The sequence below is a fragment of the Dactylosporangium sp. CA-233914 genome, assembly GCF_050942935.1.
GTDB lineage: Bacteria > Actinomycetota > Actinomycetes > Mycobacteriales > Micromonosporaceae > Dactylosporangium.
Map to the genome: position 1 here is coordinate 1242980 of NZ_CP192030.1, position 18232 is coordinate 1261211.

Sequence of the window (18232 nt, forward strand, 5' to 3'; positions counted from 1 at the left end):
CGGTGCGTGTTTGCATTACCCATGCATAACGCAGCGTACCGAACCGCGCACGCAACCTCGCACTCGGCCGGGGCGGGGACGAACAGCGATCTTGACCAGCCGCCGATCGCTCAAAACCGACATTTCATGTTTTCGAACAAAATGTCGGCAGCGATGGCAGGCCTGCAACAAGTGGGCCCGCGTGGCGATACCGGACCGGGAAGCGGCGCGGCCCACATGAGGACGCCGGGAAGTCGTAGGGCCCCGGGGACCGCACGGTGGGGGCCTGCGGGATCGGTAGCCGTCGCACGGGCTGCCGGGGCCGCGCAGCCCGCGGACGGGCAGCCGGAAGCCGGTAAGTGCTGGGGGTGGACTGCGAGGTGCGGGCGTGCGGGATCGACAGCCGGAGGCCATGGTGCCTGCGCGGGGCTGCTGGCTCGCATGGCCCACGGGCGAACGGCCGGGAGGTCGTGGCGCCCCGTAGGCCGCATCGTCGCGGGGCCCGCAGGTGTGCAGCCGGGACGTTGCGGCGTCCGCCCGTCCGGGATCGGTAGCCGGAGGTTGTGTGCCGTGCGGGCTGCGGGTGAACCGAAGGCCGCCGCTACTTCGCCCTTGACGTCCTCACCAAAGCCCGCGACACCACCAGAACCACCACCACGACCACCACGAACCTGCCCGCACTGGAGACCGCAGCATGACCACCCACCATAACCTCGCCATCTCCGACCCCACCGAACGCAACACAGCCCCGACCGCCACCAGCGCCGAGACCGGCTTCTGGAACCACCACGGCCGTCCCGCACCCTGGCCCGACGACATCGACCACTGGCAGCCCGAAACCAGCCACCCCACCACCACCCACCGGCCCGGACAACAACCCTTCTAACCAGCACAACTCGAAAGATCAGCCGTTACACCACTTCCACTTCCACGGGCTTGACCCGGGGTCGCGTGGTCCGTGGGTGCGTAGCCGGGACGTTGCGGCGTCCGCCCGGGCGGGATCGGCAGCCGGGAGTCGTGGCGCCGTGCGGGCTGCGGGATTGCGTGGCCTGCGGGTGGACGGCTGGGAGGTGTGGTGCCCGTGCGGGCTGCCGGGGTGCGTCGGCTGTAGGTGGACAGCTGGGAAGGTGCGGCGGCCGTGCGAGCCGCGGCAGGTGGGGCCGCGGGGGGTCGACCGGGTAGTTGACCTCAATGGACGCGGTCCTGGGACGAGGCCGGAGAGCCGGCACGCCTGAGCCGTGCCGCCGCACGGGCGAGGGAAGGTGCCGACTGGGGGCTGGGGGCCGCGGCTGGGTCAGTCTTCTTCGTGTTGCATGAGCTGGCGGGCTGCCTCGGCGATGGAGCCGGAGATTGATGGGTAGATCGTGATTGTGTGGGCCAGCTGGTCGACGCTCAGGTGGTTTTCCACTGCCATGGCGATTGGCATGATCAGTTCGCTGGCCTTTGGGGCTACGACCACGCCGCCGACGACCTGGCCTGAGGCGGGGCGGCAGAAGATCTTCACGAAGCCGTCGTCGAGGGCGTCCATCTTGGCGCGGGCGTTGCCGGCCAGGGGGAGCATCACCGCGCGGGCGGGGACGCGGCCGCTGTCGACGTCGGACTGGGCGATGCCGACCGAGGCTAGCTCGGGGTCGGTGAAGACGTTCGCGGCGACCGTGCGGAGCTTCAGCGGCGCCACGGCCTCGCCGAGGGCGTGCCACATCGCGATGCGGCCCTGCATGGCGGCGACGCTGGCCAGCGGGAGGAGGCCGGTGCAGTCGCCGGCGGCGTAGATGCCGGGGACGTTGGTCCGTGAGACGCGGTCGACGGTCACGTAGCCGCCCGGGGCGACCTCGACGCCGTAGTCCGTGAGGCCGAGGGTGCTGGTCTGCGGCACGGACCCCACGCACATCAGCACGTGCGAGCCCTCGACGACCCGGCCGTCGGCCAGCTCGACCGCGACGCCGTCGGCGGTGCGGCGAGCCGCGGCGGCCCGCGAGTTGTTGAGGATCGTCATGCCGCGGGTGCGGAAGACGCGCTCGATCGCCATGGCGGCGTCGGGGTCCTCGTGGGGCATGACCCGGTCGCGGCTGGAGACGAGGGTCACGTCGACGCCCATCGCCAGGTAGGCCGAGGCGAACTCGGCGCCGGTGACGCCCGAGCCAACCACGATGAGGCGCTGGGGGAGCTGCGGCAGGTCGTACACCTGCCGCCAGTCCAGAATCCGCTCCCCGTCGGGGGCCGCGGTCGGCAGCACGCGGGGCGTGGCGCCGGTGGCGATCAGCACGATCGAGGCGTCAATCACATACGGAGCGTCACCGTCGGTGGGAGTCACCCGGACGGCGTGAGTGTGACCGAGCGTGTCCTCGCCGAGGCGTGCTGTGCCGGTGACGAACTCCACGCCCGCCTTGACCAGTTTGGCGTGGATGTCGCCGGACTGGGCGGCGGCCAGGCGCTTGACCCGCTGGTGCACGGCCGGGCCGTCCACCCGCACGTCCGGACCCTCGGGGCCGATCACGCCGAACGCCTCGGTGTCCAGGTGGGCCGTGACCACGGAGGAGCTGGCGATGAAGGTCTTGGAGGGCACGCAGTCGTGCAGCACGCAGGCGCCGCCGGCCCCCTCGGCCTCGATCACGGTGACCTGCGCGTCGAGCTGCGCGGCGACCAGGGCCGCCTCGTAGCCCGCCGGGCCACCTCCGACGATCACGATTCGGCCCACGCCCGTCCCCCTCCTCGGCTTCCTGACTTCATTCTCCCCCCGGTGTCGAGCGGGCCGAGCAGGGCCCCGCCCGAACGGCCCGGTGGTAACCGACGAGTGGATCCGAATCCGACACGCTCTGCAGTATTCTCTCCCGCACCCGGTCGGGTTTATCGTCATCGCCGTGCGTCATTACGCCGCGTATGGCTCAAACCTGGACCCTGCCCGCATGCGGGCCTACTGTCCGTATTCGCCGATGATCGGGACCGGCTGGCTGGAGGGCTGGCGTCTGACCTTCGCCGGGGAGGACGTTCTGGGCTGGGAGGGCTCGGTCACCACGATCGTCGAGTCGCCCGGCGACCGGGTCTTCGTCGCGCTGTACGACGTGCACCCCAACGACGAGAAGCAGCTCGACGAGGTCGAGGGCGCCCTCGCCGGCACCTACCGGAAGCTGCACCTGCGGGTGGCCACCCTGGACGGTGAGGAGACCGCCTGGGTGTACGTCTTCAACGGCTACGAGGGCGGCCTGCCGACGGCGTGGTATCTCGCCGAGATCGCCAACGCCGCCGCGAAGGCCGGCGCCCCGGCGGACTACCTGGAGGCCCTGCGCGCCCGCCCGACCAAGACCGCGATGCCCTAGGCCGCGATGCCCGAGACCGCGATGCCTCAGGCCGCGTCCACGGTCCGTTCGTAGGAGTCGGCCGCGAACGCCACGGTCATGCCGGCGCTCGTGTAAAGGTGATAAGCGCCGGTCGGGTTGGTGAGATCGACTCCCAGCCCGGCCGTCGCCCGGCCCTTCGCCGCGTAGATCGCGAACGCGGTCTGCAGCAGCGCGCGCCCGATCCCGGCCTTGCGGTGCGCGCGCAGCACGGCCAGGTTCTTCACCCACCCCTCGCCGCGCTCGACCCCCTGATCGGCGGACTGCAGTACACCGGTAATTTGTCCGGAAATTTCGGACACAAGCCACTCGTCCCGGCGCACCGACGGCAGCGCGTCCACCGCGGCCCGCCAGTCCGAGTACGAGGTCGGCACGAAGTCCGGCGTGTCCGCGAAGGCCGTCTGCAGCACCTCATGGAACCGCGGCAACTCATCGGCCCGCACCGCCCGGATGCCGAACCCGGCAACCGGCCGCTCGTCCCCGGTCAGCACCCGAGTCATCCGGGCGTGCCGCTTGCGGAAGACGAACCCGCGGCGGGTCAGCTCGGCGATGTACGCCGTCTCGCCGGCCACGGCGCCGGCCCGCAGCGCGACCGAGGCATGCCCGCCGGAGCGGGCCCGCTCGGCCACCCGGGCCAGGGCGAGATCGAGCAGCGGCCCGAAGGCGGGCGCCCCGGCGGAGGGCACCACGTAGACCTCGACGTGGTCGCGCCGGCCGCGCTCGGGGTTGTCGACGTACGCCCACGCCAGCGCCGCCCCGTCCGGCCCGTGGACGAGCCAGGAGTCGGCCGCCGGGTCCGTGTGCGGCGCCGTGAGGGTCGCGACGACCTCCTCCTCGGTCCAGTCCGGCTCGCCGAGGGAGACAACGTCGCTCGCCGTGGTCACCGACAGGATGGCGGCCACGTCCCGCAGCGTGCAGCCCCGGACCGTCCACCCGGGCAGACCCAGCAGTTCCATGCGCGACAGGCTAGCCGGGCAGTGTCTCAGCCCGGCAGCGCTTCCTTGACCGACTGCACGGCCGCGTCGAGCAGGTTGACCAGCTCGGCGCGCTCCGGCGGCGAGAGCGCGCGGAACGCCTCGCCGGCGATGCGGTCGGTCAGCGCCTCGGCCCAGCTGCGCCGCCGGACCAGCGGCTCGAACGCCGGGAACGGCGGTTGCCAGCCGAACGCCGTCGCCTCGGCCTCGCCGTCCGGGCCGGAAATGATGGCCTCCAGCGGGCTCAGGCCGCTGGCCCGGATGGCCACGAGGTGGGCCGCGCCGCGGTGCTCGCGCAGCAGGTGGGCCAGGACGGCGGCCCGGGCGCCGGGGGAGTCGTCCGGCAGCGGCATGGCGCGCCAGGCGGCGAAGAGCGGCATGCCGGCGGTCTCGGCGCTGACCACCACGCGCTCGGCCAGCTCGACGAGCTTCGGCAGGGCGTAGAAGCTCTCCAGGTGCTCGCGGCCCCAGCGGCAGCACTCGTCGAGGTTGTCGGCGGCGATCTGCTCCGGCGGGGCCACCTTGCGGGCCGCGTCCCAGCCGTCCTGGACGGCCTCGGGGGCGATGAAGCCCAGCGCGGCGGCGACCGTGTCGGCGCGCACGTCGCCCAGGGCGCCGCCGCGGCCGGCGACATAGAAGGCCCAGCCGGTGAGGCCGATCTGACGGGCGCGGCGCATGGTCTTCGGGTCGTCGCTGAAGGCGCCGCCCAGCACCAGCACCGCCTGCTTCGCCGCGGCGGCCGCCTGCTCGGGAGTCACCCGGCTCATTCTGCCCTCCCGCACGGATCTCGGTGAAGGCACTCGTTCGAGGACCAGCCATGTGCGGGAAGGGACGAACGGTTCGGCCGAGACTATCCGAGATCGGCCAGGGCGTCCTGGGCGAGCTTCACCCGCTTCTCGGCCTGCTTGACGGCCTTCCCGGCCGCGGTGACGGCCCGCTCGGCCTCGGCCTTGGCGTTCTCGGCGTCGGCGAGTTGCTGCAGCGCGGTCATCAGCTCCCGCCGCGCCTGCTTCACCACCCGGGCGTGCTCCTCCTCGGCCCGCCGCCGCTCCTCCTCGCGCCGGCGCGCCTCGGCCCGCCGCTCCCGTTCGCTGTCGTCCGGGGCCGAACGGATCGGCGTCACGGCGGCGGAAGAGGGCCCGCCCTGCACCAGGCGCAGGTTGGGCCGGGGGGTCTCGCCGAAGCCGGTGTACTCCAGCGCCTTCGTCAGGCGCCCCTCGCGTACGGCCGAAGCCACCTCGGCATCCGCGAGCGCCGCGGCGAACGTCGCCTCCACCTCGGCGACCGGCAGCCCGGCCCGCCGCGACGGCTCGGCCAGCCGCACCGCCTCGCGGGCCAGGGCCGAGACTGTCGCCCGGCGGCGCACCGACAGCTCGCGCAGGTCGGCGCCGCGCAGCTCGCGCTGCGCCGAACGCAGCTCCTCGGCCAGGTCCAGCAGCTGCGCGACGAGCTCGGGCCGCTCGTGGGCGAGCCGGTTGACCAGCCACGCGGCGACCGTGGGCTTGCGCAGCTTCCCGATCGCGGCGGCGAGGGCCGTGTCCCGGGCCGAGCGGGCCTTGGCGACCTCCTCGCCGCGCAGGGCGATGAAGTCCTCGGGCGGGGCGCAGTAGAGCCGCGCCGTGACGGCGGCGAGGGCGTCTTGCATAGGAAGAAACTAGATGGTGGTGCCGGGATCCAGGCGCGTGTAGTGCGTGCCGGACAGGCGCGTCATGTGGCCGGTGACCATCTGCTGGCCCGCGTCCACCAGCAGGCTGTCGTGCAGGGCGAAGGCACGCTCCGGCTGGACCGCCCGGGCGAAGTCGATGGCCTCGGCGAGCTTGAGCCAGGGCGCCGAGACCGGCACGAACAGGGTCGCGATCTCCTCGTCCGGCACGTGGAACGAGTCGCCCGGGTGGTAGATGGTGCCGTCGGGGGAGTCGATCGCGAACGCGACGTTGACGATCCGCGGGATGTCGGGGTGGATGATCGCGTGCTGCCCGCCGTGGGCGCGCACGGTCATGCCGGCCGCGACGAACGTGTCGCCGGGGGTGACGGCGAAGACGTCGGCGTCGAGGTCGGTCAGCTGGGCCTCGACGTCGGGGTGGGTGTGGACGGTCAGCGAGGGCTGCTTGGCCGCCGCGGCGCGCAGGCGGTCGACGTCGATGTGGTCCATGTGCTCGTGGGTGACGAGCACCGCGTCGGCGCCCTCCAGCGCCTCGGGCTCGCTGAACACGCCGGGATCGATCACCAGCACCCCGCCGCTGTGCTCGAGGCGAAGGCAGGCGTGCGTGTACTTCGTGATGCGCATTCGGTGACCTCCTCGTGGCAGAACCGTGACCCGGGCGCATGGAACTGACCCGCCCCGGCCGGCGTCCGACTGGCGCAATCCCCACAGACCCTACCCAGGAGGCGTCATGTCAGTCAGGCGCACCACAGTGTTCCTCGCGGCGGCCACCACCGCCGTGGCTCTGGCGCTGAGCGGGTGCGGCTCGGACGCCGCCGACGCGCCGAGCACCGGCAGCAAGGCGGCCGCACCCGAGCGGGCAGCGGCCGACGCGGGCGGCGCGGGGCCGGCCGCCAACGTCCCGGCGCAGGGCCAGGGACAGCAGGCCCAGGGCCAGGGCCAGCAGCAGGGCCAGGACCAGGGAAAGCAGCAGGTCCCGGACAACCTCGACGCCACGAACCGGTCCATCATCTACTCCGGCACGATGACGGTCGAGGTGAAGGACGTCAACGCCGCGGCGGCCCAGGCGGTCGCGTTCGCCACCGGCGCGGGCGGCTTCGTCGGCGGCGACAACCGGCAGATCGACGGCCGGAGCTCGACCGCCACCCTGACGCTGCGCGTGCCGGCGGAGAAGTTCCAGGCGACCCTGGACCAGCTCAAGACGATCGGGGACGAGGAGAGCCGGCAGGTCTCCGCGCAGGACGTCACCGACCAGATCGTCGATGTGGAGTCGCGGATCGCCACGGCGCAGGCCAGCGTCGAGCGGATCCGGGCGCTGCTGGCCCGGGCCCAGACGATCGCCGAGATCACGTCGCTGGAGTCGGAGCTGTCCCGGCGCGAGTCCGACCTGGAGTCGCTGCAGGCGCGTAAGCGTAAGCTCGACGGGCTGACCGCGCTGTCGACCATCACCGTGGTCCTGCACGGCCCGGAGGCGCCCGCGGTGTCCAAGGAGGACACCGGCCTCCTGGTCGGCCTGCGGCACGGCTGGGACGCCTTCGTGGCCTCGCTGCGGGTCGCCCTGACGGTCCTCGGGTGGCTCCTGCCCTGGCTGCTCTTCCTCGGCGTGCCGATCGCATTGGTGATGTGGTTGCTCAAGCGGCGTCAACGGGCGGAGCCGGTGCGGACGGCACCGCAGACGACGGAGCCGGTGAGGACGGCACCGGTGAAGACGGCACCGGTGATCGCGGCGCCGGAGGCCGCGGCGGTGCCAGATCCGCCATCAGTGAACTGACCACCGCAGCGAACTCCGGACGCAGCTGATAGCCGGAGTGTCCGTCGATCTTGGCGAACACCGTGTCGCCGGGCGGGATGCCGAACTCTGGCGGGTCGACGAGGCGCTGGTCCAGCGCCGTCGCGGAGCGCACCGGCCCGCCGATGGGATCGGTGTCCCGCCACAGGTTCACCCAACGCCGGCCCGGTTCGCCTTCGGACCGGGCCAGCACCGCGCCGACCTGCTCCAGCAGCGCGTCGCTGACGTAGGCGGGGAAGAGCCGGGCGTACAACCGCCGCAGCGGCGAACCGTAGGTCAGCAGGGCCGTGTGTGCCTGTGCCTCGGGCGGCAGTTGCAGGACCGTCGCGGCCGCGAGCACGCTGCCCTGGCTGTGCCCGGACAGGATCACGCCGCCCTGCTCGGCGGCGAGCCACGCCGCGCGCTGGGCTAGCTCCGGCACCACGCGCTCGGCGTAGCACGGCGGGGCGAGCGGGTGCGCGGCGCGGGGCCAGAAGGTGCCGAGGTCCCACAGCACGCCGACGATCCGGCGGAAGCGCTGGTAGCGGTAGGCGAGCACGCCGGTGAGGACCAGCGCGAAGGCGGACAGGCCGATGAGGTACGTGCCGAGGTTGACCGCGAACGACAGCACCTCGGCGCCGGCCGAGCCGGACGGGAACAGGCTGATCGGGCGCCGCGCGGCCAGCGCGAACCCGGTCGCCACCACGGCCGCGAGCGCCGCCGGGACGAAGACCAGGACGAGCATCGCTCCGATGTGGTCGGTGACGCGCGCGTCGGCGACGGCGTGGTCGATGTGCTTCGCCCGGTCCGCGTCGCGCTCCCGGCCGCCGCGGAAGTCGGCGTCGGTCACCTCGCGCGAGCGCCGCCGCAGCCGCCGCACCAGCGCGAGCCCGCCGATCAGGGCGACGAGCACGGTGAGCAGGAGCAGCAGGACGAACCCGGCGGCGGCCCACTCGTAGGCGGGCGGCGGCTGCAGGGGCTGCCAGGCGGCGTAGTCGGCCGAGGACGGGAGGGAGCGGCGGTCGAGGAAGTCCGCGACGCGATACGCGAGCCCGGCCGAGAACGCCGCCGCCACGCCGAGCCCGGCGCTGGCGATCAGCGGCCCGGCCAGGCCCTGCAGGAACGTGCCGCGGGGGCGGCTGGCGAGGACGACGGCGCCGAGCACGAGCATGAGCACGACCTGCACCGCGAAGAGGCCGGTGATGGTGCCGCCGAGGACCGGCAGGCGCCCGCCGGCCGTCCACGGGTCGCGGGGCAGCAGCACGGCGTAGCCGAGGACGAGCGCGGTCAGCCCGACGGCGGCGTGGCTGAGCAGCCGCGTGAACGGTCCGGCCCACCGCGCCGGGTTGTCCCGGTCGACGACCGCGCGCACGGCCACCGCCACGACGCACGACACCAGGATCAGGGCGGTCGCCGCGGCGAGGGCGTAGCCGGCCCGGTGCCGGTCGTGCGGAGCCAGGATTCCCAGCAGTACCGCGTCCAGCGTGCCGAACGCGAAGGCGATGTGCAGCGAGCGGAGCCGGCCCACCAGTGGCTTGCCGTTCCAGAAGCACGGGTGGGCCAGGCCGTCGCCGTCGCCGTCGGTCTGGGCCGGGAAGGCCTCGTACCGCGCCCACGTCCGCCGCCCGAGGAACCACAGGAACGCGATCGCCAGCACCGGCCCGAGCGCGGCCAGCCCCAGGCGCCGGCTCGTGGTGGCGAAGAACCCGTCCGCGAACAGCGCGAGGTAGCCGCGCCCCTGCAGGCAGCGCGGCAGGCTCGCGCACTGCCAGCCGACGAGGTCGACGGCGACCTCGACGAACGACAGCACGAACGAGGCGGTCATGCTCAGCGCGTGGATGCGCACCAGGGCCCGGATCACCGCCCGCGGACCCGGCCGGGTGGCCGGGCGCAGCCACAGCGCCACGTTGGCGAACATGAAGGGCAGCAACAGCAGCCACAGCGCCCGGGCGGCGGCGCCGGCGGTGAGGTTGCCCCAGCGGTACGCCTCCAGGACGGCACCGCCGGGGCCGGTGACCGCACCGTACTCGGCGCGCGGGCGGAAGAAGCCCGCGTCGGTGTCCCCGGCGACCCGGCGCAGCAGCGGCCGGTCCAGGACGTCCTCGGCCGGGGAGCCGGTGACGCCGTGCACGCGCAGCTCGGTGACCACGCCTCGGTTTACCAGACGTGGACGGACTTCGCTGTCTACAAAGCGCCTGCGCTGAGGGCGGCCAGCGCGGTGTGGACCATGATCCGCACGCCGTGGCCGATCGCGCGCTCGTCGACGTCGAAGGCCGACTGGTGGATGTCGAACTTCGACTCCGAGCCCGGGATGCCGGTGCCGAGCCGGATCATCGAGCCGGGGACGCTGTCGAGGTAGAAGGCGAAGTCCTCGCCACCCATGCTGATCTCGGCCTCGACGACGCGGTCCGGCCCGAGCGCGGCCCCGGCCGCGCCCGCGATGATCGCGGTGGCGATCCGGTCGTTGACCACGGGCGGGACGCCGCGCGTGTAGGTCACCTCGACGTCGGCCCCGGTCGGCGCCACGACGTCGTGGACCAGCTTGGTCACCAGCTCCGGCACGTCGCGCCAGGCATCGCGGCTCAGCACGCGGATCGTGCCGCGGGCCACGCCCTCGATCGGGATCGCGTTGGCGGCCTCGCCGGCGCGCACCGCGCCCCACACCATCGACACCCCGGCCCGAGCGTCGAGCTTGCGGTCCAGCAGCGACGGCACGTCGACGAGGATGCGGCCGAGCGCGTGCACGAGGTCGGCGGTCAGGTGCGGCCGGGCGGTGTGCCCGCCGCGCCCGGTGAGCCGGACCTCGATCTTGTCGGCGGCCGCGGTGAACGGGCCCGAGCGCACGCCGACCAGGCCGACGGGCAGGTGGGGCGCGCAGTGCAGGGCGAAGATCGCGGCGACGTCCTTGAGCCCGCCGGCCGCGATGACCTCGGGCGCGCCGCCCGGCATGGTCTCCTCGGCCGGCTGGAACAGCAGGCGCACGCGGCCGGGCAGCTCGCCGCGCTCGGCCAGCTGGGCCAGGGCGAGGCCGACCCCGAGCAGGATCGTGGTGTGCACGTCGTGGCCGCAGGCGTGGCAGACGTTGTCCACGGTGGAGCGGTAGGGCACGTCCTTGGTGTCCGGCAGCGGCAGGGCGTCGATGTCGGCGCGCAGGGCGATGACCCGGTCGCCGTAACCGACGTCACACATGACGCCGTTGCCCTTGGGTAGCAGGTTGGGCGACAGGCCGGCGCGGGTGAGCTCGCGGGCGACCAGTGCGGCGGTCTCGAACTCCTGACCGGACAGCTCCGGGTGAGCGTGGATGTGACGTCGGATCGCCACGAGCTCGGCGCCCCGGGAGGCGAGCCAGCGGTCGAGCTGGCCGGGTAGAGGATCGGCTCCGGGCGGTGTCTCGGGCCAGCCCTCGGAAAGACGCTCGGCCCTCGACGACGTCAACTTGCCGACCGGGCGCGCCGTCGCGGCGGCGGTTTCGGTCAGCGTTAGCGCTCTCGTCACGGTGAGTTCTCTATTTCGGTCTAATGGAGCGGCCCGCCCGATGCGTGCCATGGACAGACTAACTGGGTCAAGGTGACGGAGCGCAACGTCATTCTCGTGATGTTGACATGGCTGAGCGTCACTCAAACCCTCATGGAGGCGCAAAATTGCAGGCCCGGCCGGGATGGCGGCTTCAGCCCCAGACACGTACCCCTCACCTCCTTCAACGGGTGACCGGCGACACGGTCACGTGGTGTCGCGATAACTTTTCGCAGCGATGCCTCGAATGGCGTCGCGCATTGTCAACGCACAGTGACGGGCGATGTCGCAGGGTGGCATGGACCGTGAACCCGGCGACGTACCGCTCGTCCGACTATCGGCGACCGTGATCGGAAATCCAGGAAACCTGGTTCACCCGTGTTCCGGGACGGTCTCCGTCACCTGCCTAGACGCAGTCACCCGGCGCTCAGGTTCCCCGGATGAACGAATTCAATCCTGCGTCCGTCCGCAGGGCGACATGATCGGCACGGTCGGTTGGCCGCGGGTCACGGTACGGTGAAGGAGCGGACCCCACCTTTCTTCAGCGCGCCGGAGCAAGCAAGATAGTGGGGCGAGAAGTCAACCTCCCCCTCCCATGACGGTTTACTGCCTGTGACTCAGCTTCCGACGTGGCATGGCGAGCCCCTGCCACCCACCGGTGCTCTGGCCTCGGCCGGGGCCGGGCGCGAACCTGCGCACGGCTCCGACTCCCACTCCGACTCCCCCTCCAGCGGCGGATCCGCTCGCGAGCCCCGCGAACCCGGCTCGACGGCGCCCCCGGTCCCCGGGCAGCGCGCCGCGCCCGGGGTCGTGATCGGCGGGCGATACGCGCTGCGCACCGCCATCGGTCACGGCGGCATGGGCACCGTCTGGCGTGCCAGCGACACGCTGCTGCGCCGCGACGTGGCGGTCAAGGAGGTGATCCTGCCGCCCGGCCTGGCCCCCAGCGACCGTGACTCGATGTATCAGCGGACCCTGCGTGAGGCCCGCGCGGCCGCGGCGCTGTCGCACCCAGCAGTCGTGCAGGTGTATGACGTGGTCACCGAGGCCGGTCGGCCGTGGATCGTCATGGAGCTGCTGCAGGCGCGCAGCCTCGCCGAGATGATCGTCGAGGACGGCCCGCTCGCCGCCCGGGCGGTCGCCAAGATCGGCATCGCGCTGCTCGGGGCGCTCGAGGTGGCCCACGCCGCCGGGGTGCTGCACCGCGACGTGAAGCCGGCCAACGTGCTCATCTGCGGCGACGGCCGCTGCGTGCTCACCGACTTCGGCGTGGCCCGGATGCCCACCGACAGTGAGCTCACCACGCCCGGCATGGTCCTGGGCTCCCCGCACTTCATCTCGCCCGAGCGCGCCATCGGCGCCAAGTTCGGGCCGCCGAGCGACCTGTTCTCACTCGGCGTCACGCTGTACACCGCCGTGGAGGGCCGCCCGCCGTTCGACAAGCGGGACCCGTTCGAGACCATGCGGGCCGTCGTCGAGGAGCAACCGGCGCAGTCGATGCGCGCCGGGCCGCTGGCCGGCGTGCTCTACGGGCTGCTGGAGAAGGACCCGGCCCGCCGCTGGAACGTCGAGACCGCCCGCGCGGTGCTGCGCGACCTGCTCGCCGGGCCCCTCGCGAGCAACGCGCCGGCGCACATGACCGACCCCTACGCGGTGGTCCGTCCGACGCACCAGCCGACGATGGTCCACCCGCAGCAGCCGAGCGGCCAGATCGGCGGCCGGGCCATGATGGCGCCCGGCGAGACGGTCAGCGGCGCGCTGCGGCGCATGCACACCGGTGGCCCGGCCCCCGCCCCGGCCGGCCCGCACGAGGCCGAGCTGGAGCGGACCGGCGCCGAGGCCTACAACGCGTATGCACCCGAATACGCGCAGGACGACTGGGCCCAGGGCCCGGCGGTCACCCCGCCCGGGCAGGGCACCACGTTCGGCGGTGGCAACGCGTTCGTGGCCAAGCTCAAGGCCCTGCCGACCCTGGCCAAGGCCGGGATCGCGGCCGGCCTGGCGCTCGTGCTCTTCCTCGGCATCGGCGCCGCCACCGGCCTGTTCGCAGGCGGTGGCGACGACAAGAGCGGCCAGCCCAAGGCCGGCAGCTCCAGCGCCCCGGCGAAGCCCGCGTTCGAGGTGGAGTCGTTCATCCACCCGGGCGGGATCACGGTCAGCGTGCCCAAGGGCTGGAAGCAGACCAGGCAGGGCAAAGCCGACGCGCCGTACTTCGACATCACCGACCCGGCCGACGCCAACCGCCGCATCCGGGTCAACATCGAGAAGGCCTCGGCCACCCCCAAGGTGTTCCTGGAGTCGGCCGAGAACCGGCTCAAGTCGACGCCGTCCAGCTGCGAGACGCCCTACAACCGGGCCAACCTCAGCGACGGCAAGCTCGACGGGCAGGCGTCGGTGATCCTGGAGTACACCTGCGGCTCCGGCGACCACCTGCGGCACGCGCTGTGGGACGCGGTCGTCGTGGGCGGCAAGGCGTACCACTTCTTCGTCACCGTGCCCGACGCCCGCTTCCAGGAGAGCAAGGCGATCTTCGAGGAGATGGTCAGCTCGTTCAAGCTGACTCCGCCGTCGACCGGTCCCTGACGCGTGTTATGAAAGGCAGATGACCTCGACCCTCCGCTCGGTGGCTGAGGCCTGGCTCGCCGACGACCCCGATCCGGCGAGCCGGGACGAGCTGCAGGCCGTGCTCGACGACGAGACCGAGCTGGCGGACCGGTTCGCGGGCCCGCTGCGGTTCGGCACCGCGGGCCTGCGCGGACCGCTGCGGGCGGGGCCGAACGGGATGAACCTCGCCGTCGTGCGCGGCGCGGCGGCCGGCCTGGTGCGCTGGCTCGCCGCCCAGTCCGCCGCGCCCGACGACCGGCCGCTGGTCATCGGCTACGACGCCCGGCACGGCTCGCACGCGTTCGCCGTCGAGACCGCCCGGGTCGCCACCGGCGCCGGGCGCCGCGCGCTGCTCATGCCCCGGCCCCTGCCGACCCCGCTGCTCGCCTTCGCCGTGCGCCGCCACGGTGCCGCGGCCGGTGTGATGGTCACCGCGAGCCACAACCCGCCGCAGGACAACGGCTACAAGGTGTACCTCGCCGACGGCGCCCAGCTCGTCCCGCCCGCGGACGCGCAGATCGAGCGGGCCATCCGCGACGTCGGCCCGCTCGCCGACGTGCCGCTCGGCCCGCCCGGCGAGGTCCTCGGCGAGCGGATCGTGCGGGAATACGTCGACGCGGCCGTCGGCGTCATCGACCCCGAGGTGCCGCGGGAGCTCGCGGTCGCGTACACCCCGATGCACGGCGTCGGCCGCGAGGTCTTCGAGGCCACCCTGGCCGCCGCCGGCTACCCGGCCCCGTTCGTCGTCGCCGAGCAGGCCGAGCCGGACCCCGACTTCCCGACTGTCGCCTTTCCCAACCCGGAGGAGCCCGGCGCCACCGACCTGCTGCTGGCCCTGGCCGCGCGGGAGGGCGCCGACATCGCGATCGCCAACGACCCGGACGCCGACCGGTGCGCGGTGGCCTTCTCCTGCGGCGGCGTGTGGCGTCAGCTGCGCGGCGACGAGGTCGGGGTCCTGCTCGCCGACCATCTCATGCACCGTGGCGTGCAGGGGCGATACGCGACCACGGTCGTCTCCTCCAGCCTCCTGTCGCGGATGTGCGCCGACCGGGACCGGCCCTACGGCGAGACGCTGACCGGCTTCAAGTGGATCGTGCGGGCCGGCGACGACCTGGTCTACGGTTACGAGGAGGCGCTCGGCTACTGCGTCGCGCCCGAGATGGTCCGCGACAAGGACGGCATCACCGCCGCCCTGCTGATCTGCGAGCTCGCCGCCGGGCTCAAGGCCGAGCTGCGCACCCTCGGCGACCGCCTCGACGAGCTGGCGCTGCGCTACGGGGTGCACGCGACCGACCAGCTCTCGGTGCGCGTCGAGGACCTGGGCGAGATCGCGGACGCGATGGCGACGATCCGCGCCCGGCCCCCCGTCGAACTGCTCGACGAGCCGGTGACCGCGATCGAGGACCGCCTGCCCGAGTCCGACGTGCTCATCCTGCGGGCCGGCACCACGCGGGTGGTGGTGCGGCCGTCGGGGACGGAGCCGAAGCTGAAGGCGTACCTCGAAGTCGTCGAGCCGGTCGCGGACGCCGCCGACATCCCGGGGGCCCGCGAGCGGGCCGCCGCCTCCCTCGCGGCCCTGCGAACGGAGACGGCGACCGCGTTGGGCCTGGACTAAAGGGTCACCGAGAACAGCTGCGACTCCGCCAGCTTGCGGAACTCGGTCAGCGCGGGCTGGGACGAGTCGGGGCGGGTATCGCCCTTCGGCGCGTTCGGGGAGTCGAAGTACACCAGGGCCCGGATGGCCGGGAACCGCCCGATCTGCTGGGCGACCGTGGAGAAGATCCAGGCCTTCTGGGCCGGGTCGGCGACGTGCTCGTACACGCCCCACTCGGCGACCATCAGCGGCTTGTTCCCGTGCGTCCGCGTCACCCACGAATAGAAGCCGGGCCATTTCGCCGGATTCGACGTGTGGTCGACCAGATACGCGAAGTCGCCGTACCCGTAGCCGCCGGGCCTGGCGAACAGGTAGGGGTCCATGCCGATCCAGTCCACGACGTCGTCGCCCGGGTAAAGCTCGGCGAACCAGTCCTTCTCGCACCACGGCTGGTACGCCATGTAGACCAGCACGAACACCACGTTCGTGACGCCGTCGGCGCGCAGCCGCTGCACGGTGTGGCGGAACATCGCGGCGTAGTCGCGGGCCGTCATCCCGCCGCCGGCGCGCACGTCGTTCTCGGGCTCGTGGTGCAGCGCGAGGAACATGGTGCCGGGGAACGCCCGGAACCGGGCGGCGGCCCGGTCGATGCGCGCGTCCTCGCCGCCGGCGGCCACGTCCGCCCAGGTGGTGTCCCAGGCGACCTTCCAGTTGGCGAACAGGATGCGCTTTCGCGGCTGCCGCACCGCGTCGATCTCGTCGGCCGTCGGGAAGACCTCGTCGCCGCGGTGGTACGAGTGCAGGATGTCGGCCGGGCGGCCGGTCGTGCCCTCGAAGTTGGCCAGCGCCTGCCGGGACGAGAGGTCGGTGAACGCGCCGGGCGCCACACCCCACAGCAGGCCGCAGCTCGGCACGAGCTTCACGTCGACCAGGCAGCGCTTCGGCCGGCTCTGGGCCTCCCGCGTCGGGCGGGCCTGAAGTCCTTGGCGGGCGTCGGCCTCGCTCAGCCCGGCCACGGGCTCATGCAGCGTCGCCGAGGCGATCGCGCCCGAACCGGCCAGGGCCAGCGCCACCGCGGCCAGGAGCAGGAGGTTCTTTCGGTACTTCATCGCGGGCCAACGTAAGGCCGGACCCGTTCACCCTTTCAAGCCCGTGGCTGGCGTAATCCCTCGTTACGGCGACCTGAATTAAGCCGCGCTTCAAGAATCTCCGAATCTGGGCATGCCGCCGAACTGGCGGTCGCCCGCGTCACCGAGGCCCGGGACGATGAACATGTGCTCGTTGAGCCGCTCGTCGATGGCGGCCGTGACCAGGCGCATCGGCAGCCCGGTGTTGGCCAGCCGCTCGATGCCGGCCGGGGCGGCGAGCACGCACAGCACCGTGATGTCGGTCGCGCCGCGGTCGACCAGCAGCCGCACGCAGTGCTCCAGCGAGCCGCCGGTGGCCAGCATCGGGTCGAGGACCAGCACCGGGATTCCGGCCAGGTCGCGGGGGAGGGACTCCATGTACGCCCGCGGCTCGAACGTCTGCTCGTCGCGCGCCAGCCCCACGAACCCCATCGAGGACTCCGGCAGCAGCGCGAGCGCCGAGTCGGCCATGCCGAGCCCGGCCCGCAGCACCGGCACGAGCAGCGGCGGGTTGGCCAGGCGCGTGCCCTCGGCCACCGCCACCGGCGTCTGGACCGGGAACTGCTCGGTGGCGAAGGACCGCGCGGCCTCGTACACCAGCATCGTCGTGAGCTCGTGCAAGGCGGCGCGGAACGCGCCGTTGTCGGTGCGTTCGTCGCGCATCGCGGTCAGCCGCGACTTGGCCAGGGGGTGATCCACCACGAGTACGTCCACGAGCCGACAGCCTAGTATTTTGGACATGACCCTCACCGCCGAGGTCGCGCGCTCACAAGGCGCTCTGCGAACCTTCCTGCACGGCCTGCCGGGAGTCGATCAGGTCGGCGCCGAGCAGCGCGCCGCGATGCTCGGCACCCGATCGATCAAGACCTCCGCCAAGGCTCAGGCCCTGGATCTGGCGATCCGCATGGTCGACCTGACCACCCTGGAGGGCGCCGACACGCCCGGCAAGGTGCGCGCCCTGTGCGCCAAGGCGATCCGCCCCGACCCGGCCGACGCCACCTGCCCGAGCGCCGCCGCCATCTGCGTGTATCCGGCGATGATCGCCACGGCCGCCGAGGCGCTGCGGGGCTCGAAGGTCCACCTGGCCAGCGTCGCCACCGCCTTCCCCGCAGGCCAGGTGCCGCGTCAGGTCAAGCTCGCCGACACCCGCGCCGCGGTCGCCGACGGCGCCGACGAGATCGACATGGTGATCTCCCGCGGCGCGTTCCTGGCCGGCCGCTACGCCGAGGTCCACGACGAGATCGCGGCGGTGAAGGAGGCGTGCGGCGACGCGCACCTCAAGGTCATCCTGGAGACCGGGGAGCTGGCCACGCTCGACAACGTGCGCCGCGCCTCGTGGCTCGCGATGCTCGCGGGCGCGGACTTCATCAAGACCTCGACGGGCAAGGTCCAGCCCGCCGCGACGCTGCCGGTGACGCTGGTCATGCTGGAGGCGGTGCGCGACTTCCGGGCCGAGACCGGGCGGATCATCGGCGTGAAGCCCGCCGGCGGCATCCGCACCGCCAAGGACGCCATCAAGTACCTCGTGCTGGTCAACGAGACCGCGGGCCCGGACTGGCTCGACCCGGACCGGTTCCGCTTCGGCGCGTCCACACTGCTCAACGACCTGCTGATGCAGCGCACGAAGCTCGCCACCGGCCGCTACAGCGGCCCCGATTACTTCACCCTGGACTGA

At 72.7% G+C, this 18232-nt stretch carries 14 protein-coding genes; 6 read left to right on the top strand and 8 right to left on the bottom strand.

Going from position 1 to position 18232, the window contains the following annotated elements:
- Positions 1 to 673 precede the first annotated feature (673 nt).
- The gene (locus ACQPY0_RS05760) at positions 674 to 865 is read left to right on the top strand and encodes a hypothetical protein (protein ID WP_432985661.1); all 192 of its coding nucleotides are present in this window, start codon (positions 674 to 676) and stop codon (positions 863 to 865) included.
- Positions 866 to 1273: 408 nt separating this feature from the next.
- On the opposite strand, the gene ACQPY0_RS05765 is transcribed toward ACQPY0_RS05760, so the two are convergent.
- Positions 1274 to 2677: an NAD(P)H-quinone dehydrogenase gene (locus ACQPY0_RS05765; protein WP_432985663.1), complete on the bottom strand. Its 1404-nt coding sequence runs from the start codon at positions 2675 to 2677 to the stop codon at positions 1274 to 1276.
- A gap of 163 nt (positions 2678 to 2840) precedes the next feature.
- On the opposite strand from ACQPY0_RS05765, the gene ACQPY0_RS05770 reads away from it, so the two are divergent.
- Positions 2841 to 3296 carry a gamma-glutamylcyclotransferase family protein gene (locus tag ACQPY0_RS05770; RefSeq protein WP_344616602.1) on the top strand — a complete coding sequence of 152 codons (456 nt, stop codon included), beginning with the start codon at positions 2841 to 2843 and terminating at the stop codon, positions 3294 to 3296.
- A 26-nt stretch (positions 3297 to 3322) separates the two neighbouring features.
- Here the strand turns inward: ACQPY0_RS05770 and ACQPY0_RS05775 are convergent, their stop codons facing one another.
- The 4 genes from ACQPY0_RS05775 to ACQPY0_RS05790 all read right to left on the bottom strand — a co-directional run bounded on the left by ACQPY0_RS05775 (position 3323) and on the right by ACQPY0_RS05790 (position 6575).
- Positions 3323 to 4270: a GNAT family N-acetyltransferase gene (locus tag ACQPY0_RS05775; protein ID WP_432985665.1), complete on the bottom strand. Its 948-nt coding sequence runs from the start codon at positions 4268 to 4270 to the stop codon at positions 3323 to 3325.
- A 26-nt stretch (positions 4271 to 4296) separates the two neighbouring features.
- Positions 4297 to 5046, bottom strand: a complete 750-nt coding sequence (locus ACQPY0_RS05780) for an SCO6745 family protein (RefSeq protein WP_432995023.1) — start codon at positions 5044 to 5046, stop codon at positions 4297 to 4299.
- Positions 5047 to 5138: 92 nt separating this feature from the next.
- Positions 5139 to 5933 carry a hypothetical protein gene (locus ACQPY0_RS05785; protein ID WP_432985667.1) on the bottom strand — a complete coding sequence of 265 codons (795 nt, stop codon included), beginning with the start codon at positions 5931 to 5933 and terminating at the stop codon, positions 5139 to 5141.
- A gap of 9 nt (positions 5934 to 5942) precedes the next feature.
- Positions 5943 to 6575 (bottom strand): MBL fold metallo-hydrolase, encoded by a 633-nt coding sequence (locus ACQPY0_RS05790; protein ID WP_432985669.1) that lies wholly within the window; start codon positions 6573 to 6575, stop codon positions 5943 to 5945.
- Positions 6576 to 6681: 106 nt separating this feature from the next.
- On the opposite strand from ACQPY0_RS05790, the gene ACQPY0_RS05795 reads away from it, so the two are divergent.
- A complete protein-coding gene (locus ACQPY0_RS05795; protein ID WP_432985671.1) occupies positions 6682 to 7722 on the top strand; it encodes a DUF4349 domain-containing protein in 1041 nt (346 codons plus the stop codon).
- A 2181-nt stretch (positions 7723 to 9903) separates the two neighbouring features.
- Here the strand turns inward: ACQPY0_RS05795 and ACQPY0_RS05800 are convergent.
- Complete coding sequence (locus tag ACQPY0_RS05800; RefSeq protein WP_432985673.1) at positions 9904 to 11400, bottom strand: amidohydrolase; 1497 nt, start codon at positions 11398 to 11400, stop codon at positions 9904 to 9906.
- A 690-nt stretch (positions 11401 to 12090) separates the two neighbouring features.
- Here ACQPY0_RS05800 and ACQPY0_RS05805 point away from each other — a divergent pair.
- Positions 12091 to 13815 carry a serine/threonine-protein kinase gene (locus ACQPY0_RS05805; RefSeq protein ID WP_432995025.1) on the top strand — a complete coding sequence of 575 codons (1725 nt, stop codon included), beginning with the start codon at positions 12091 to 12093 and terminating at the stop codon, positions 13813 to 13815.
- A 19-nt stretch (positions 13816 to 13834) separates the two neighbouring features.
- Positions 13835 to 15451 carry a phospho-sugar mutase gene (locus ACQPY0_RS05810; protein WP_432985675.1) on the top strand — a complete coding sequence of 539 codons (1617 nt, stop codon included), beginning with the start codon at positions 13835 to 13837 and terminating at the stop codon, positions 15449 to 15451.
- Here ACQPY0_RS05810 and ACQPY0_RS05815 read toward each other — a convergent pair.
- Together ACQPY0_RS05815 and upp are read right to left on the bottom strand one after the other, a co-directional pair.
- Entirely contained in the window at positions 15448 to 16539 is a 1092-nt protein-coding gene (locus ACQPY0_RS05815; protein ID WP_432985677.1) for a glycoside hydrolase family 26 protein, read from the bottom strand. The two genes, ACQPY0_RS05810 and ACQPY0_RS05815, sit on opposite strands and share 4 nt — an antisense overlap.
- A gap of 90 nt (positions 16540 to 16629) precedes the next feature.
- Positions 16630 to 17271 (bottom strand): uracil phosphoribosyltransferase, encoded by a 642-nt coding sequence (gene upp, locus ACQPY0_RS05820; protein WP_432985679.1) that lies wholly within the window; start codon positions 17269 to 17271, stop codon positions 16630 to 16632.
- Positions 17272 to 17296: 25 nt separating this feature from the next.
- Between upp and deoC the strand changes: the two genes are divergently transcribed.
- Entirely contained in the window at positions 17297 to 18232 is a 936-nt protein-coding gene (deoC, locus tag ACQPY0_RS05825) for a deoxyribose-phosphate aldolase (protein ID WP_432985681.1), read from the top strand.

What these genes read in the sequence shown, in the direction of transcription:
- ACQPY0_RS05790 (WP_432985669.1), bottom strand. Translation starts at nt 6,575, where the DNA reads ATGCGCATCACGAAGTACACGCACGCCTGCCTTCGCCTCGAGCACAGC.
- deoC (WP_432985681.1), top strand. Translation starts at nt 17,297, where the DNA reads ATGACCCTCACCGCCGAGGTCGCGCGCTCACAAGGCGCTCTGCGAACC.
- ACQPY0_RS05795 (WP_432985671.1), top strand. Translation starts at nt 6,682, where the DNA reads ATGTCAGTCAGGCGCACCACAGTGTTCCTCGCGGCGGCCACCACCGCC.
- ACQPY0_RS05815 (WP_432985677.1), bottom strand. Translation starts at nt 16,539, where the DNA reads ATGAAGTACCGAAAGAACCTCCTGCTCCTGGCCGCGGTGGCGCTGGCC.
- ACQPY0_RS05760 (WP_432985661.1), top strand. Translation starts at nt 674, where the DNA reads ATGACCACCCACCATAACCTCGCCATCTCCGACCCCACCGAACGCAAC.
- ACQPY0_RS05785 (WP_432985667.1), bottom strand. Translation starts at nt 5,933, where the DNA reads ATGCAAGACGCCCTCGCCGCCGTCACGGCGCGGCTCTACTGCGCCCCG.
- ACQPY0_RS05775 (WP_432985665.1), bottom strand. Translation starts at nt 4,270, where the DNA reads ATGGAACTGCTGGGTCTGCCCGGGTGGACGGTCCGGGGCTGCACGCTG.
- ACQPY0_RS05810 (WP_432985675.1), top strand. Translation starts at nt 13,835, where the DNA reads ATGACCTCGACCCTCCGCTCGGTGGCTGAGGCCTGGCTCGCCGACGAC.
- ACQPY0_RS05805 (WP_432995025.1), top strand. Translation starts at nt 12,091, where the DNA reads ATGGGCACCGTCTGGCGTGCCAGCGACACGCTGCTGCGCCGCGACGTG.